The 16,341-nt window shown below is 60.7% G+C and carries 17 protein-coding genes; 15 read left to right on the plus strand and 2 right to left on the minus strand.

Going from position 1 to position 16,341, the window contains the following annotated elements; genetic code table 11:
* Window positions 1–15 precede the first annotated feature (15 nt).
* The 15 genes from ACLKMW_RS08045 to ACLKMW_RS08115 all read left to right on the plus strand — a co-directional run bounded on the left by ACLKMW_RS08045 (window position 16) and on the right by ACLKMW_RS08115 (window position 15,413).
* Window positions 16–996: a BMP family lipoprotein gene (locus tag ACLKMW_RS08045; RefSeq protein WP_415723903.1), complete on the plus strand. Its 981-nt coding sequence runs from the start codon at window positions 16–18 to the stop codon at window positions 994–996.
* Between the two features lie 26 nt (window positions 997–1,022).
* A complete protein-coding gene (locus ACLKMW_RS08050) occupies window positions 1,023–2,006 on the plus strand; it encodes a BMP family lipoprotein (RefSeq protein WP_415723904.1) in 984 nt (327 codons plus the stop codon).
* A gap of 72 nt (window positions 2,007–2,078) precedes the next feature.
* Entirely contained in the window at window positions 2,079–3,182 is a 1,104-nt protein-coding gene (locus ACLKMW_RS08055; protein ID WP_415723905.1) for an ABC transporter permease, read from the plus strand.
* 7 nt (window positions 3,183–3,189) lie between these two features.
* Window positions 3,190–4,122 (plus strand): ABC transporter permease, encoded by a 933-nt coding sequence (locus ACLKMW_RS08060; RefSeq protein ID WP_415723906.1) that lies wholly within the window; start codon window positions 3,190–3,192, stop codon window positions 4,120–4,122.
* A gap of 9 nt (window positions 4,123–4,131) precedes the next feature.
* On the plus strand, window positions 4,132–5,679 hold the full coding sequence (locus tag ACLKMW_RS08065) for an ABC transporter ATP-binding protein (protein ID WP_415723907.1): 1,548 nt from the start codon (window positions 4,132–4,134) through the stop codon (window positions 5,677–5,679).
* A 222-nt stretch (window positions 5,680–5,901) separates the two neighbouring features.
* A complete protein-coding gene (locus ACLKMW_RS08070; protein WP_415723908.1) occupies window positions 5,902–6,801 on the plus strand; it encodes a LysR family transcriptional regulator in 900 nt (299 codons plus the stop codon).
* Window positions 6,802–6,840: 39 nt separating this feature from the next.
* On the plus strand, window positions 6,841–7,635 hold the full coding sequence (locus ACLKMW_RS08075; RefSeq protein WP_415723909.1) for an aldolase: 795 nt from the start codon (window positions 6,841–6,843) through the stop codon (window positions 7,633–7,635).
* Window positions 7,636–7,872: 237 nt separating this feature from the next.
* Window positions 7,873–9,033, plus strand: coding sequence for a transporter substrate-binding domain-containing protein (locus tag ACLKMW_RS08080; RefSeq protein ID WP_415723910.1), 1,161 nt, complete (start codon window positions 7,873–7,875; stop codon window positions 9,031–9,033).
* Window positions 9,030–9,659, plus strand: coding sequence for an ANTAR domain-containing response regulator (locus tag ACLKMW_RS08085; protein WP_415723911.1), 630 nt, complete (start codon window positions 9,030–9,032; stop codon window positions 9,657–9,659). Before ACLKMW_RS08080 ends, ACLKMW_RS08085 begins: the two co-directional genes overlap by 4 nt.
* Before the next feature lie 41 nt (window positions 9,660–9,700).
* Window positions 9,701–10,936, plus strand: coding sequence for an urea ABC transporter substrate-binding protein (locus ACLKMW_RS08090; protein WP_415723913.1), 1,236 nt, complete (start codon window positions 9,701–9,703; stop codon window positions 10,934–10,936).
* A gap of 82 nt (window positions 10,937–11,018) precedes the next feature.
* Window positions 11,019–11,891 (plus strand): ABC transporter permease subunit, encoded by an 873-nt coding sequence (locus ACLKMW_RS08095; RefSeq protein ID WP_415723914.1) that lies wholly within the window; start codon window positions 11,019–11,021, stop codon window positions 11,889–11,891.
* Window positions 11,891–12,949 (plus strand): ABC transporter permease subunit, encoded by a 1,059-nt coding sequence (locus tag ACLKMW_RS08100; RefSeq protein ID WP_415723915.1) that lies wholly within the window; start codon window positions 11,891–11,893, stop codon window positions 12,947–12,949. Before ACLKMW_RS08095 ends, ACLKMW_RS08100 begins: the two co-directional genes overlap by 1 nt.
* Window positions 12,949–13,665 carry an ABC transporter ATP-binding protein gene (locus tag ACLKMW_RS08105; protein WP_415723916.1) on the plus strand — a complete coding sequence of 239 codons (717 nt, stop codon included), beginning with the start codon at window positions 12,949–12,951 and terminating at the stop codon, window positions 13,663–13,665. Before ACLKMW_RS08100 ends, ACLKMW_RS08105 begins: the two co-directional genes overlap by 1 nt.
* Window positions 13,658–14,371, plus strand: coding sequence for an ABC transporter ATP-binding protein (locus ACLKMW_RS08110; RefSeq protein WP_415723917.1), 714 nt, complete (start codon window positions 13,658–13,660; stop codon window positions 14,369–14,371). Before ACLKMW_RS08105 ends, ACLKMW_RS08110 begins: the two co-directional genes overlap by 8 nt.
* 43 nt (window positions 14,372–14,414) lie before the next feature.
* On the plus strand, window positions 14,415–15,413 hold the full coding sequence (locus tag ACLKMW_RS08115; protein ID WP_415723918.1) for an acetamidase/formamidase family protein: 999 nt from the start codon (window positions 14,415–14,417) through the stop codon (window positions 15,411–15,413).
* A gap of 83 nt (window positions 15,414–15,496) precedes the next feature.
* Here ACLKMW_RS08115 and ACLKMW_RS08120 read toward each other — a convergent pair whose 3' ends face one another.
* Window positions 15,497–15,841: a hypothetical protein gene (locus ACLKMW_RS08120; RefSeq protein WP_415723919.1), complete on the minus strand. Its 345-nt coding sequence runs from the start codon at window positions 15,839–15,841 to the stop codon at window positions 15,497–15,499.
* A gap of 86 nt (window positions 15,842–15,927) precedes the next feature.
* The gene (locus ACLKMW_RS08125; protein ID WP_415723920.1) at window positions 15,928–16,227 is read right to left on the minus strand and encodes a DUF3572 domain-containing protein; all 300 of its coding nucleotides are present in this window, start codon (window positions 16,225–16,227) and stop codon (window positions 15,928–15,930) included.
* Window positions 16,228–16,341 lie beyond the last annotated feature (114 nt).

Below are 16,341 nucleotides of genomic sequence, written 5' to 3' on the forward strand. Positions count from 1 at the left end.
CTTGGGAGGAGCATCATGAATTTGGGAAGAAGAGCATGCCTTGCCGGCATTGCCGCACTGACATTAAGCGCAACATTCAGCCCCGCATTGGCTGAAGAAGACTTCAAGATGGGCCTTCTGGTGCTGGGCAGCGTCACGGAGGAGGGGTGGAACCGCATCGGCTACAACGCCCTGAAGGGCGTGGAGAAAGAGCTCGGCGTCAAGGTCGGCTATGTCGAATTGCAGCAGAACCCCGCGTCCTTCGAAAAGGCGTTCCGGGACTTCGCCAGCCAGGGCTACAACGTCATCCTCGGCCACGGGTTCGAGCTTCAGGATGCGGCGCTGACCGTCGGTCCGGAATATCCGGACGTCACCTTCCTGATTTCCTCGAGCACCATCTATGAGGACAATGTCATCGGTCTCAATACCGATACCAGCCAGCCCTTCTACCTGATGGGCGTTATCGCGGCCAAGACCGGCAAGTCGGCTGGCCTGGTCGGCGGCATGGAAATTCCGCCGATCCAGCAGGCATTCGAGGGCTTCACCAACGGCGCGCGCAGCGTCTCGGCCGATTTCCCGATTTCCGAAGCCTATATCGGCTCGTTCACCGACACGACCGCTGCCAAGGAAGCCGCGCTCAGCATGATCTCGCAGGGCGCCGAGTTCGTGCTTCCCAATGCGTCGGGTGCTGGCATCGGCGGCTTCCAGGCTATTGCCGAGTCCGGGTCGAAGGTGAAGACTTTCAGTATCTTCAGCGACTATCTTGAAGTCGCGCCCGACAACATTCTTGGCATGTATATCGCGGACTATGCCCAGGGCGTGGTGCGCATCGTCAAGGGCATCAAGGAAGGCAACCGGCCAGAAGGCAATGTCGAGTTCGGCCTTGCCGACCAGGATGTCATGAAGTTCAGCTACAACGACAAGGCACCAAATCCCGTCTCCGAAGACGTTCGCAAATATGTCGAGGACGTGAAGGCGAAGATTGCCGCCGGCGAGATACAGACCCGCAAGAGGTAGTCTCGCAGGAAATCGGGAGGGATATCATGAGGATCGCAAGACGGGACTGTCTGGCGGGGCTGGTGGCGTTGACCTTGAGTGCCGGTCTCGGCCCTGCCTCTGCCGAAGACGAATTCAAAATGGGCTTGCTCGTGCCGGGCAGCGTGGCCGAGGAAGGCTGGAACCGCATTGCCTATGAGGCGCTGAAGCGGGTGGAGAAGGAGCTCGACGCCAAGATCAGCTATGTCGAGCTACATGAGAACCCGGCCGCTTTCGAGACGGCCTTCCGCGACTATGCAAGCCAAGGCTACAAGGTCGTGCTTGGCCATGGCTTCCAGTTCCAGGATGCCGCCCTGACCGTGGCGCAGGAATATCCCGACACGATATTCCTGATTTCGTCCAGCTACATCCATGAAGGCAACGTCATCGGTCTCAACACCGATTCCAGCCAACCCTTTTATCTCATGGGCGTCATCACGGCGAAGTTGGGCGCGCGGGCAGGACTTGTCGGAGGCATGGAAATCCCGCCGATCAAGCAATCGTTCGAGGGCTTCATCAACGGAATGAAAAGCGTCGATCCGGACCTGCCGATCTCGCAAATCTATATCAACAGCTTCACCGATGCGACCGCCGCCAAGGAGGCGGCGCTCAGCATGATGGCGCAGGGCGCCCAGATCGTGGTGCCCAACGCTAATGCCGCGGGTCTTGGCACGATACAAGCCGCGCGCGAAGCGGGCCCCGATGTGCAGACCTTCAGTGTCTACAGCGACTACACCGATGTCGCCCCGCAGAACATCCTCGGCACCTATGTCGCCGACTATGGCCAGGGCATCGTGCGCATCGTTTCCCAGATAAAGGATGGCAGCTTCGTTGCTGAATCCAATATCGAATTCGGGTTGAACGACCCGGATGTCATGAAATTCAGTTTCAACGACAAGGCGACGAACGCAGTGCCGGAAGACATCCGCAACTACGTCGAGGAGGTCAGGACCAAGATCGCTGCCGGGGAAATCCAGACGCGTGAGAGATGATCACGCTTCATGCTCGGGCAGGCCGCCGTTGGGCGACCTGCCTTCACATTGTCTTCGTGGCGGTAGGATTTCATGGCAAATGTGGACGTAAAGAACCCCTCTGAAGAGCAGGGCGTCATTGTTGCCGGCAGCGGCTTGCGCACGAAAATCGTCGGAATCGTCAAATCGATCGCGGTCCCGATTGCGGCAGTGTTCGTGGCGCTGCTGAGCGGGGCGGTCCTGCTTAGCCTCAACGGCTTCAATGGCAGCGACATCTTCACCGTCATGGTGACGAGCGTCTTCCAGGACCAGCGCTCGATCGCCGAAGTCTTTCTGAAGGCAACGCCGTTGATCCTGATCGGCGTCGGCCTCTGCATCGCCTTCCGCTGCAGCATCTGGAATATCGGCGCGGAAGGGCAGCTCTATGCCGGCGCGGTCGCCGCCACTGTCGTCGGTGTCTATTTTGACGGTCTGCCCTCCTGGGCGCTGGTCACGTTGGTCATATTGGCCGGGGCACTGGCGGGAGCCGCCTGGGCGGCAATCGCCGGCCTGTTGAAGGTCTTCTTCAATGCCAGCGAGATCGTCACCACGATCATGCTGAACTATATCGCCATCATCTCGACGAGCTATCTGGTCACCGGCCCGCTGCGTGATGCAGCCGCCGCCTATCCCCAATCGGCGAGGCTGCTGCGCGAGGCCTGGCTGCCGCGTATCATGCCGCCGACGCGGCTTCACATCGGCATTCTCATCGCCGTGGCGCTCGCAATTGCGGCTTATGTCTTCCTGTTCCGCAGCAGCTCCGGCTACGCCGTTCGCGTCGTCGGCATCAGCCCGCATGCGGCCCGCTATGCCGGCATCAACGTATCGCGCAACATCATGCTGGCGATCTGCATCAGCGGCGCGATGGCAGGGCTTGCCGGAGCGATGGAGATCGCCGGCGTCACCTTCCGGCTCTACCAGAACATCTCGCCGGGCTATGGCTTCGAGGGTATCGCCGTTGCGCTTCTCGCCAATAACAACCCGATCGGAGCGATCTTTTCGGGCACGCTGTTCGCCGCGCTGAGATCGGGCTCGGAGCTGATGCAGATCACCGCCCAGGTGCCGCAGGTGCTGGTCTCGGTCATCCAGGGAATGGTGATCCTCTCGGTCGTCGCCTTCGGCGTCTACAAATTCCGCTCGTCGCGCTCAACGGAGTAGGCCGGATATGGATCAACTCACATTCCTCACATTGGCGGCCGCCACGATCAGCGCGGCCTGGCGGCTGGCAACGCCTCTCATTTTCACCGCCGTCGGCGAGGTATTTTCCGAGCGGGCCGGCATTCTCAATATCGGACTTGAAGGCGTAATGCTGGTCGGCGCCTTCGCCGGTTTCGCAGCAGTCTTTGCCACCGGAAACCTGCCGCTCGGCTTTCTGGTGGCAATGCTCGCCGGCATGGCCATGGGACTGGTGTTTGCCTTCTTCACCATCACCATCAAGGCCGACCAGATCGTGGTGGGTGCCGCCGTCAACCTGCTTGGCGCTGGACTGACCGCCTTTCTCTTTCGCACCTATTTCGTATCGACAGGACGTGGCATCAACAGCGCCCCGTCTATTCACATACCGGGACTGAGCGACCTGCCGTTCCTCGGCGACGCTTTCTTCCGGCACAATCTTGTCGTCTACAGCACGTTGCTGCTGGTGCCGGCCGCCCTTTTCGTGCTCTATCGCACCTCGTTCGGACTGACGCTGCGAGCTGTCGGCGAGCATCCGAAGGCGGTCGACATCTCCGGCCGCAGCGTTGCGCTCTACCGCTATGGCGCGGTGCTTATCGGCACTGCGCTGGCGGCAATCGGCGGCGCCTATCTGACGCTTGCCCACTCCAACCAGTTCGTCGAGGGAATCACCTCGGGCAGGGGTTTCATTGCGCTGGCTGTGGTGGTTTTTGCCCGCTGGTCGCCGGTCGGCGCCTTTTTCGTGTCGCTGCTGTTCGGGCTCTTCTACGCGCTCCAACTGCAATTGCAGGCGCAACCGCAACTCGCCATTCCCTATCAAGCGCTGCAGGCGCTGCCTTACGTGATGACGATCGTCGCGCTCATCCTGGTGCGCAGCCGCACCGACACCCCGCGCATGCTCGGCATTCCTTATCGAAAGGCATGAGGATCGCAGATGAACAGCAAGCCCTTCCTGCGAATGGACAACATCCACAAGCGCTTCGGTCCGGTCATCGCCAGCGCTGGCGTGACGCTGGAAGTCGAGGAAAACGAAATCCATGCGCTGCTCGGCGAGAATGGTGCCGGCAAGAGCGTGCTGATGAACATATTGTGCGGCGTGCTATCGCCGACCGAGGGGCAGATCATCTTCAAGGGCTTGCCGCTGAAGCTTGGCTCACCGCGCGAGGCCATCGCCCATCGCATCGGCATGGTGCACCAGCATTTCATGCTGGTGCCCAACCTGTCGGTCGCGGAAAACTACATGCTGGGCCAGGGCTCGCCGCTCAGGGTCATACGCGATCTGAAGGAGGTCTCCGCGCGCATCCGAGAACTCAGCGAGCGCTATGGGCTGGACGTCCGGCCCGAGGCCATTGTGCGGGATCTTTCGGTGGGCGAACAGCAGCGGGTCGAAATCCTCAAGGTGCTTTTCCATGGAATCGACCTTCTGATCCTCGATGAACCGACCGCCGTGCTGACGCCGCAGGAAACCGACCGGCTGCTCGAACTGCTGCGCAATCTGGTCGCCGACGGAAAGACGGTCATCTTCATTTCGCATAAGCTCGACGAGGTGATGCGGGTGAGCGACCGCGTGAGCGTCATGCGCGATGCCAAGGTGGTCTTCACCACTGAAACCGCCAACACCAACCCGCGCGAACTGGCGCGGATGATGGTCGGGCGCGACGTGCTGATGGACCTGCCGCGCAAGCAGCTGGCGCCGGGCAGGGTGGTGCTGTCGGTTCGGGGCCTGAACTGCGCCAACGAGCTTGGTCTGCCGGCGGTAAAGGATGTCTCTTTCGACGTGCGCGAAAACGAGATCGTCGGAATTGCCGGCGTCTCCGGCAATGGCCAGAGCGAGCTGGCGCTGGCGCTGACCGGGCTTTTGCCGATCGATTCGGGCAGTGTGAAGCTCAACGGGTCTGAAATTGCCGGTTTGAAAAGCAGCGAGATCAATCGCCTGCCGATGGCGCATATTCCCGAGGATCGGCACAAGATGGGCATCGTGCTGCCGCTGCCGCTGACCGAAAACACGATCCTCCATCGCTACGATCAGGCGCCATTTTCGTCGCGCGGCCTGCTGAAGTCGAACGAGATTGCGGAGCACACGCGCGAACTGATCCGCAGCTACAAGGTCAAGACAGCCGGCGAGAATGAACTGATCGAGAACCTGTCCGGCGGCAATCAGCAGAAGCTGGTGGTGGCCCGCGAACTGGCGCGCAATCCCGATTTCCTGCTCATCAATCAGCTTACTCGCGGCATCGACATCGGCGCCATGGAACTGGTCATGCAACGAGTTCTGAAGGAACGGGACGCCGGCAAGGCCATATTGCTGATTTCCACCGAACTGGAGGAACTGTTCGGCGTCTGCGACCGCATCATGGTGATCTATGAAGGGCGTCTGCTTGGTGAACTCCCGCCAGACCGCGCGCGGCTGGAGGAAATGGGGCTGCTGATGGCCGGCAACACTGCCGAAGCCGAGAAGCTGGCCGCGGCTCATCCGGCTTGAGCGCCAGCCGGAAATACTGGCCGCCTTTGCGCATCGGGTTTGATATGCAGGGCCTTCAGGTGGGCCGATCATGTCCTCTGTGAGGATGTGAGTAAGGCGAGGGACGTGAAGTTGTCGGCAACGTTTTCGTCCAACGCCTTGCAGAGCAAGTCAGCCGGCTTGTATGGTTCAGCCCCGCCAAGCGGGCCGTTCCCGGCCCAGAACACTGATGGACATGCGCGCGTGAACCTGACCCTCCGGCAGATACAGGCCTTTGTCGCGATAGCCGATCTCGGCAGGTTCAATCTGGCGGCCGGACGTCTCAATCTCACCCAATCGGCCATAAGCATGCTGGTCAAGGAACTGGAGGCCGAACTCAAGGTGCGGCTGTTCGACCGGCACACCCGCATGGTGGGCCTGACGGAGGCAGGTCGTGATTTCCTTCCGCATGCGAGGAACCTCCTGACGGATCTCGATTTCGCCGTCAGCAACATCCAGGAACTGGCGACCTTGCGAAGAGGTCGCGTCACCGTCGCCGCCGCGATCGTCTTGGCTGCGACGATGCTCCCGCCGGTGATTGCCCGTTTCGCCAACCGCTATCCCGATATCGTGGTCCAGATCCGCGACATGCCGGAAGAGGAGATCAGGCCGGCGCTGAAGCACAACGAGGTCGATCTCGGTATCGGCACGGTGTCCGGGACAGACGAGGAGATCGACGCGTCGGTTTTGATGCGTGACCGGCTCACCCTGGTCTGCCATGCCGATCATCCTCTTGCCCGGAAAGGCTCGGTGCGTTGGTCCGATTTGTCCAGCGAGACACTGATCGGCCTGGCCAAGGAAAACCCTCTACGCGACCTGGTGGACCATACGTTGATTGCGGTTGGCTCCGACATAAGGACCAAATACGAAGTACGCTTTTCCACCACTGCCATCAGTATGATAGCCGAGGGGCTCGGTGTCTCGATCCTGCCGGAAAATTCGCGCCAGCTTGCCACGGCAGTCAACGTCAAGACGGTCGAACTCGTCGAACCGATGATCAGTCGGGACATATCCGTCCTGCAGCTTCGTCAGCGCATGCTGTCGCCAGCCGCAGCCCGCATGAAGGAATTCATTCTGGAAGCAGCGCGGCAGAGAATCGTCTGAACCTTCAAGAGCAATATCGAAAGCAAGCGAGAAGACAGAATGGCTCACGAATTCACCCCCAGGGGGCAAGGTGCAGCGGCCGCGCTGCGCAACGCGAGCTATGACGACGAGGCAATTCGCAAGGCACGGGTCGATCTTGCCGCGTGCTTTCGCATGGCTGCGCGGCTGGGGCTTCAGGAGGGCATCTGCAACCATTTCTCAGCCATGGTGCCGGGGCATGACGATCTGTTCCTCGTCAATCCCTATGGCTTGGCCTTCGAGGAGGTGACCGCGTCGAGCCTGCTGATCTGCGACTTCGAGGGCAATGTCGTCGCTGGTGAGGACATGCCGGAGGCGACCGCATTCTACATTCATGCACGACTGCACAAGAACAACCCGCGGGCACGGGCGGCCTTTCACACCCACATGCCAAACGCCACCGCGCTCAGCATGCTCGAGGGCGAGCCGCTGGTTTGGGCGGGTCAGACGGCACTGAAGTTCTATGGACGCACCGCCATCGACGAGGATTATAACGGTCTGGCGCTGGACGAGAGCGAGGGCGATCGCATCAGCGCCGCCATGGGGCAGGCCGATCTTCTGTTCATGAAGAACCATGGGGTCATGGTGATCGGGCCGACCATCGCCGAGGCCTGGGACGACCTTTACTATCTTGAGCGCGCTTGCGAAGTGCAACTCAAGGCCATGAGCACCGGCCGCAAACTGAAGCCCGTCAGCGCCGATGTGGCGCAAAAATGCTACGAACAGATGCGTGACGGCGACCCGGAAAGCGCTCGCCTGCACCTCGAAAGTGTAAAGCGGATACTGACGCGTCGGGAACCTGAATTCGCCCAATAGCGAGCGGTTGGACCGCAAGAGATCACCGGGAACTTGCGCCTTGGCTTATCTGTAACGTCGCTGCCTGTGGACTGCCAGGCGCCAGGGCTTGACATGTCTGTAATATTGGTCCTACTTGGCGTTGCACGCAGGGCAATGTAGCTCATCAATGCGTTGCAACAGTTTCTGATAATCGAAGATGGCAGCGTCGCCCGCAGCACATTGTGTGCTGGCGGGCTTTTTGTTTTTGGGCATGACATGGGCAGGGCGGTTTACCCCATCGGTATACTGATCTCCACCACCGGTTCCTACGGAACGGTGGGCAGGTCCATTTTGAACGGTACGCTGCTGGCGTGTCGGGAGATCAATGACGACCCGGCTTCGACGATCACGCTGGTTCCGCAGCACAGCAACCCTGCAGGCGATTTGAGCGCCTATTCGCCAGCTACCAAGACGATGCTCGACCAGGGAATCCGGCATATTGTGGGCTGCTATACGTCTTCGAGCCGCAAGGAAGTCATTCCGCTTTTCGAAAAGCACGATGCGCTGCTGTGGCATCCGGCGCATTACGAGGGCTTCGAAAGCTCGTCCAACGTCATCTACACCGGCGCGGCGCCCAATCATCATATGTCGCCGCTGATGGATTTCCTGCTCGACACCTACGGCAAGAAAACGCTCTGCGTCGGCTCCAACTATATCTGGGGCTGGGAAAGCATTCGGGTGCTTCGCGAGTATATTTCGCCGCGCGGCGGCCAGGTCATGGCCGAACGCTACATTGCCGTCGGTGAGACAGACCTTGCCCAGGTCATCGACATGATCTTCGAGGAGGAGCCTGACTTCGTCTTCAACGCGCTGATCGGCAGCTCTTCCTATGCCTTCTTCGAGCAATTCCGGCGCGCGTGCATCGCACGCGGCATAGACCAGAGCGTTCGCTTTCCCATCGCAAGCTGCAATCTGACCGAACCCGACCTTTCGGAAGTCGCGGAGGATTGCCGCGACGGCCATATCAGTTCCAGCGTTTATTTCGCCTCGCTGCCCTCCTGCGAGAACCGCTGGTTCGTCGCCGCCCATGAGCGGGAATTTCCGGATGGTCCGCCCCCCTCGGCAGAAGGGGAGGCGGCCTATATCGCGACGAAATTCCTTGGCGCCGCACTTCAGGCGATAGGTTCGGATGACGCGCTGGCTGCACGCGCGGCGGTGGCGGGGCTCAAGATGCAGGCTCCCCAAGGCCTGGTCACGATCGACCCCGAAACGCATCATGCCTACCTCACGCCCCGGATCGGCCGGTCAGACAGGGCAGGGCAGTTCGAGATTCTTGCCGAGGCGGCCGGCCCGGTGCGGCCTGATCCCTATCTTGTTTCGGTCGAGGCTCCGGCACCCCGGATGCACGGCCGGCCGACACTGAGGATCGTGTCATGAACGCGCCTCGCTTCATCCAGAATTTCAAGAACAGAAGGGCCATCGTGGTGTCGCGCGACAGCCGCGCGCTCGAGGCTCTCGACCAGACGCTGATGAAGCTCGGCCTCTCGGTGTCCTACGTTCCGCTGAGCGGAGATCGAGCCGCGCTCGAAGCCCGCGACCTGGATTGCGAGCGCGACATCCTGCTGGTGGATGGCGACCTCAACAACCCGCTCGATCTGCCGGTGAGCGAAGTCAGCGAAACCACGGTGGTGCCTATCATCGGGCTGGTTGGCATCGAGGCGCCGAGCCGGCTCAAGGGCCTGTTTCAGCTCGGCGCCACGGCAATACTGCGCAAACCCGTTCACGGCGCCATCGTCTATTCCGCGCTGGTGCTGGCGGTGAACGCCTACCAGCGACAGCAGCAGATGGAAGCTTCGATCGCGCTTCACGAGGAACGCCGGCGCCAGCGCCACAGCGTCATCAAGGCAATCGTCGAAATCATGCGCATTCATGGTGTCGACGACGACGAAGCCTACAATCTGCTGCGTCGAGAAAGCATGAAGGCCCGACTGAGCGTCGAGGCTTTTTCCGAACACTTCGTCCGGCAGATGGACCGAAGTGCCCAGCAGCGATCGAGAGCCTGAGAAAGGCCGATGGTCGCGAGTTAACCCCGAGGGAGAGAGATATGCCCAGGATACTGAAAAACGCCGCGCTCGCGGCGATGGGTTCGATTGTGCTTTTTTCAGGCGCAGCCACGGCTCAGGAGCCGATCAAGATCGGCGTTCTGGAGGACCAGTCAGGCGATTTCGTCGTGCCGGTAATCGGTAAGGTGCACGCGCTGCAGCTCGCCGCCGAGGAGATCAACGCCGGTGGCGGCATTGCCGGACGTCCGCTCGAACTGGTGATCTACGATACCCAGTCCGATAACACGCGTTTCCAGGAGTTCACGCGCCGCGCCATCCAGCGCGACAAGGTGGACGTGATCTTCGGCGGTTTTTCTTCCGCTTCGCGTGAGGCCTATCGCCCGATCGTCAACCAGTTCGACGGCTTCGCCTTCTACAACAATCAGTATGAAGGCGGCGTTTGCGACGCCAACATGGTCGTCACCGGCGCCGTGCCCGAGCAGCAGTTCTCCACTCTCATCCCCTGGATGATGGAGACCTACGGCAAGAAGGTCTACACGATCGCTGCCGACTATAATTTCGGCCAGATTTCGGCCGAGTGGGTGCGCAATATCGTCAAGGAAGCGGGTGGCGAAATGGTCGGCGAGGAGTTCATCCCGCTCGGCGTGTCGCAGTTCTCGCAGACCATCCAGAACATCCAGACGGCGAAGCCGGATTTTGTGGTTACGCTGCTCGTCGGCACCGCCCAGGCTTCCTATTACGAACAGGCCGCTTCGGCGAACCTGAATCTGCCGATGGCATCTTCGGTCAATGTCGGGCAGGGCTACGAGCACAAGCGCTTCACGCCACCAAGCCTGGCCAACATGCATGTGACGACGAACTACATCGAGGAAGTCGATTCGCCGGCGAGCAAGGCCTTCATCGAGAAGTTCCGCGCCAAATTCCCGGACGAGCCATACATCAACCAGGAAGCCGCGAACTCCTATATCGGCTTGAACCTCTACAAGCAGATGGTGGAACGCGCCGATGGTTCGACCAAGCGCGACGACCTGCGCAAGGTCATGGCTGAAGGCGATGTCTGCTTCGACGGTCCGTCCGGCAATGTCTGCCTCGACCCGAAGAGCCAGCACATGTCGCACACGATCTATCTCGCCAAGGTCGAGGCCGATCACTCGGTCACCTTCCCAAAGGTCTGGAACGACGTTAAGCCCTATTGGCTTGGCGACGCCGGTTGCGACCTGACGAAGAGCGACCCGAGCGAGCAGTACACGCCGTCCAATCCTCCCGCCAAGGACTGACGACCAAACTCCCGGCGCGGCAATGCCCGCGCCGGGACCTGCCTGCATCACCTGCAGCCTCCAGTTTTAGGGATCTTCCACGATGGAGCTTTTGAGTTCCCTCTTTGCCGCGTTTTACCAGTTCGGCGACGCGTTCGCCTTCCTGGTGCTTTCCGCCTGCGGCCTGGCCATCATCTTCGGCATGATGGGCGTCATCAATCTCGCCCACGGCGAATTCATCATGTGCGGCGCCTACGTCACCGTGATGACCAAAAATGCCGGCTTGCCGCTGCCGCTGGCAATTCTTTGCGGCGCGCTTGTCGCCGGTCTCATCGGCATCGTGCTTGAGCGCCTGGTCATTCGCCATCTCTATGGCCGCCCGCTGGATACCATCGTTGCAACCTGGGGCATCAGCCTTATGGCAACGCAGGGCACGCTGATCCTGCTCGGTTCGACCATGCAGGGCGTCGGCACGCCGCTCGGGTCGTTCACGTTCGGCGCCCTGTCGTTCTCACTTTATCGGATCGTCCTGATGCTGGCCGCGTTCGCCATCCTGGCCGGGCTCTATCTCATATTCAACAAGACGCGCTTTGGCGTGCTGGCGCGCGCCACCATTCAGGTGCCGCACATGGCCAAGAGCCTCGGCGTCAATACCAGCTACGTCTATGCGCTGACATTTGGTCTGGGTGCGGCACTCGCGGGGCTCGCAGGCGGCCTCTACGCCCCGACCATGACACTTGTACCCACCATGGGCGCGAGTTTCATCGTCGAGGCTTTCGTCACCGTCGTGGTGGGCGGAGCGGACGTATTCCTGGGCACCGCGCCGGCTGCGGCAATCCTTGCCGTCGTCAAGGCCGCGCTCACCTCCTGGCACGGCCAGCTCTTTGGACAGATCGGGCTGTTGGTTGCGGTCATCATCGTCATCCGCCTGCTGCCGAACGGCTTGTCGGGCTTCATTCTGCGGGGGCGCAGCTGATGAGTTTCAAGCTTCTCGAGCGCCTTGAAGGGCCCCAGACCAAGGGGCGCGGTCCGCTCTTCTGGACCGGGTTCGCCATTGTCGTGGCGGCGGCCGCTTCCTATCCGCTGTTTTCCGACGGATACACGATCGGCAACACCGTCTACTTCCTCACCTGGACCTTCATGGCCATGGGGCTCAGCCTGATCTGGGGTTACGGTGGTGCGTTGTCATTCGGTCAGACTGCCTTTTTCGGCGTCGCCGGCTACGCCTATGGCATCCTGACGATCAACATCGGCGATGCCTACGGTTTCACCATCGCGGCTTTGCTTCTGGCCATGCTGTTGGCTGGCGTGTTTGCGGCGGTGATCGGTTACTTCCTGTTCTTCGGCCGGATCACCGGCGTCTTCCTCGGTATCGTGACTCTTTCCATAACGCTGGTTCTCGAACGCTTCATGGCGCAGACCGGCGGCCCGGAATGGGCGATCGGTTCGGCCAGGTTGAACGGCTTCAACGGCATGAGCGGCATGCCGCCACTGACCATTCCCTGGTTCGGCGGCGATATCGTGCTCTATGCCGACGTCGCTCTTTACTATGTCGTGCTTGCGCTCGTGGTTCTCGTCTATCTCGGCCTGCGCATTCTGGTGAATTCGCCCTTCGGCAACGTTCTGGTCGCCATCCGCGAGAACCCGCAGCGTGCCGAGATGCTTGGCTACGACGTGCGCAAATACCAGCTCGGCGCATTCGTCATCGGCGCCATGCTCGCGGGCCTTTCGGGCGTGCTCTACACCTCGTGGGGTCAGTACATCACCCCGTCCAGCATGGGAATCACGGCTGCCGCATTGCCGATCGTCTGGGTCGCGGTCGGTGGACGCGGCGATATCACCGCCACCCTGATCGGCACTCTTGTGGTTCTCGGCGGCTTTCAGGCGCTGACGATCTATGGCGCCCAGTATGCGCTGATCGTGATGGGCGCGTTGCTGGTCTTCACGGTCTTGCTGGCGCCTGAGGGAATCATCCTTGGCATTGCCAGCCTCGTGGCGCGCATGAGCGGCTCGCGGCGGAAGGAGAAGGCGTGATGGCAATCCTTGAAACACGCGGCCTCAACAAACGCTTCGGTGGCCTGCATGTCACCAACGATGTCGACTTCACCCTCGAGAAAGGCGAGATCCATTGTTTGATCGGGCCGAACGGCGCGGGAAAGAGCACGTTTTTCCGCCTGATCCTCGGTGAATATCTGCCGTCCAGCGGACAGATATTCTATCGCGGCGAAGAGATTACGCGCGCCAAGTCGTTCGAGCGCATCCGGCGCGGCATCAGCGTCAAGTTCCAGGTTCCGGGCATCTTCAAGGCACTGAGCGTCCGCCAGAACCTCGAGATCGCGCTGCAGCATCATCTGGACGGCGCTTCTCTGAAGAACGAGATTGCGCGGCTGCTGTCTTTCCTCAAGCTGGAAGAGGCCGCGCATCAACTCGCCGGCAATCTCAGCCACGGTCAGAAGCAGTGGCTGGAGATCGGCATGGCGGTCAGCCTCAAGCCGCAACTCCTGCTGCTGGACGAGCCGACCGCGGGAATGACGCCGGACGAAACCTTTGCCACCGGCGAAATGGTGCAGGCGCTCAATGCCGAGGGTGTGACCGTGCTTGCCGTCGAGCACGACATGTCGTTCGTGCGCCAGATCTCCCACAAGGTGACGGTGCTGCATTTCGGCAAGGTCTTTGCGCAGGGCACCATCGACGAGATCATCAGCGACGATCGCGTCGCCGCAATCTATCTGGGGCAGAGCGATGCATAGCGACATTCTCCTGGAAACACGTGGTCTCTGGGCCGGATATGGCGGCAAGCCGGTGCTTCAAGGCGTCGACATGCAGGTGCGCGCCGGCGAGATCGTGGCGGTGATCGGCCGCAATGGCGTCGGCAAGTCGACACTGATGAAGAGTTTGATCGGTCTTCTGCCTGCAGATCGCGGCACTATCGACTTCAAAGGCCAGTCGCTCGCCAAACTGGCCGCGCACAAGCGTGCCCGTCTCGGTATCGGCTACGTGCCGCAGGGCCGCGACGTATTTCCGCGCATGTCGGTTGAAGAGAACCTGGCTGTTGGCCTGTCTATCTCGGGTTCGTCGTCGCAGGCGGTGTTCGAGGAAGTTTATGGCCATTTCCCGATCCTGGCCGAGCGGCGCAACCAGCGTGCCGGCACCATGTCTGGCGGCCAGCAGCAGCAATTGGCCATCGGGCGCGTGCTGGTGGGCAAGCCCTCGCTGATTCTGCTCGACGAGCCGTCGGAAGGCATTCAGCCCTCCATCGTCATGGATATTGCCAGGCTGTCGGTCGATCTCAATCGAAAGACCGGTGTTTCGATCGTTCTGGTCGAGCAGAACATCGACATGATCAAGGCCATGGCCCAGCGCTGCTATGTCATGGACAAGGGGCGGATCACCGCGACGCTGACGCCCGAGATGCTCGAGGATCGCGAGACCGTGCGCAGATATCTGGCCGTTTAACGCCCCTTCAATTCAAACGAAAATCGCATGCAAGGAGTACGTAATGTCTTGGTTTGACGAGTCCATCATGGCACGCAAGGGCGTGGCCAAGGGCAAGGCAGGAACATCCTACGCAATCACCGAGGCCACGCAGGGCAAGTATCACTATGTCTACGGCCCCTATGCGGAGCCGGTTCTGACGGTGGAGCCGGGCGCGGTGATTTCCGCCGAGACGCATGACGCCTTCGAGGGAAAGATCGCCAAGGAAACGGACAAGCCCTCCGAGATCCTGAACTTTCCGTTCCTGAACCCGCAAAACGGGCCAATCCGCGTCGAGGGTGCGGAAAAGGGCGATACACTCGCCGTCCTGATCAAGGATATAAGGCCTCGCGGTGCGCAGCCCTCCGGCACCACGGTTCTGATGCCCGAATTTGGCGGCCTCGTCCCGACCGGCGATACCGCCATGCTCAACTCGCCGCTGCCGGAAATCGTCAAGAAGGTGCATATCGATGCCGAGAAGGGCGTCAAGTGGAACGATCGCATCACGCTGCCCTATGAGCCGTTCATCGGCACCATCGGGACTGCGCCCGAAATCGAGGTAATCAGCGCGCTGGTTCCGGACTATTACGGCGGCAATATGGACCTGCCGGATGTGGCGCCGGGGGCGGTCATCTATCTGCCCGTACAGACCGCCGGCGCATATCTTTATCTCGGAGACTGTCATGCCGCACAAGGCGATGGCGAGCTCTGCGGCGTCGCCATCGAGCATCCGACGGTGACGACGGTTCAGGTCGACCTGATCAAGGGATGGACGATCAAGACGCCGCGTCTGGAAAACGATAAGTTCTACATGACCATCGGCTCGGCCCGCCCGATGGAAGATGCTGCGCGTCAGGCCTATCGCGAACTGGTGCGCTGGCTGGCTGCGGATTTCGGCTTCGAGGAGCTCGACGCCTACATGCTGCTGACCCAGGCGGGACGCGCCCGGCTCGGCAATATGGTTGACCCGAAATACACTGTCGGCACATCGATCCTCAAATCGATTTCCGGCATCGCGAGATAAGTAGAGAAAAGGGGCTGCCGGGTTCGCGACAGCCCCAATCTGCGCTGCGTGCTTATCGGCTCGGCCCTTCCGGACAGCTAGGTTCACTCCTTGCAAGCCTCGTCTTCCGCCTCGGCTGCTGCTGTCTGTTCACCCTGCTGTTGCGCCTCTACGTCCTGCTGCGATGTAGCAAGGTCTTTGTTTCCGCCAGCTTCCTGCTCGGCCAGAGGCATGGTTTTGCCGTCCTTTTGAGCCGTATCGGCATTCATGCCCGACTTGGCCTCGGCGTCTGTCTCCAGCGGCGCATGCGTTCCATCCTTGGCGATGCCTGCGGTGGCAGTCGTTTCGTTGGAAACGGAACCTGTCGTTTCCGGGCAGGCGGCAAAGGCTGTTCCGGATGCCAAGGCAGTCACTGATACAGCAGCTATCATTGCAGCGATTGGTCTCATCTTCATCGTCCTTTGGTGGATTGAGGATGAGAGGTAACCAATGGCGGAACTTGTGGTTCCTGTTTTTCTACTCTGAAGTGTACCCGTCACACCGAGGTTTGATGGCGTTCGTCGCCAAGCGGCAGATGCCGATACGCCTCACCGACGCTGCCCGGTGCGATACCGGTCTCCTCGCAAAACCGCAGCAGCGTAGGTTCATGCGCAAGAATGAACTGCAATACGCCGGCCAGGAAACCAGGTTCGCGCGCAGCCGCCCGAATGGCCTGCGCTTCGATGCCGGTGAGGGCCAGGAAACGTGGCAAAAGCTCCGGATCGGCGGCAATGAAGGACAAGGCTTGGATTGCGAGAGCCTCGGCGTGTTCGCGTGAGGGCAACGAGGAAATCATTCGGGCGTCTTTCCTGTTTTTGGGCCTGGTTCCACCGCCGGCGGCGCCGGCGCATCCTACCCATGCAAGCTGCGAAGTCCAGAAAAACGCCTGCGGTTGAAAGCCGGGCTTGCC

This window comes from Borborobacter xinjiangensis (assembly GCF_047739745.1).
Classification (GTDB): domain Bacteria; phylum Pseudomonadota; class Alphaproteobacteria; order Rhizobiales; family Rhizobiaceae; genus Pseudaminobacter.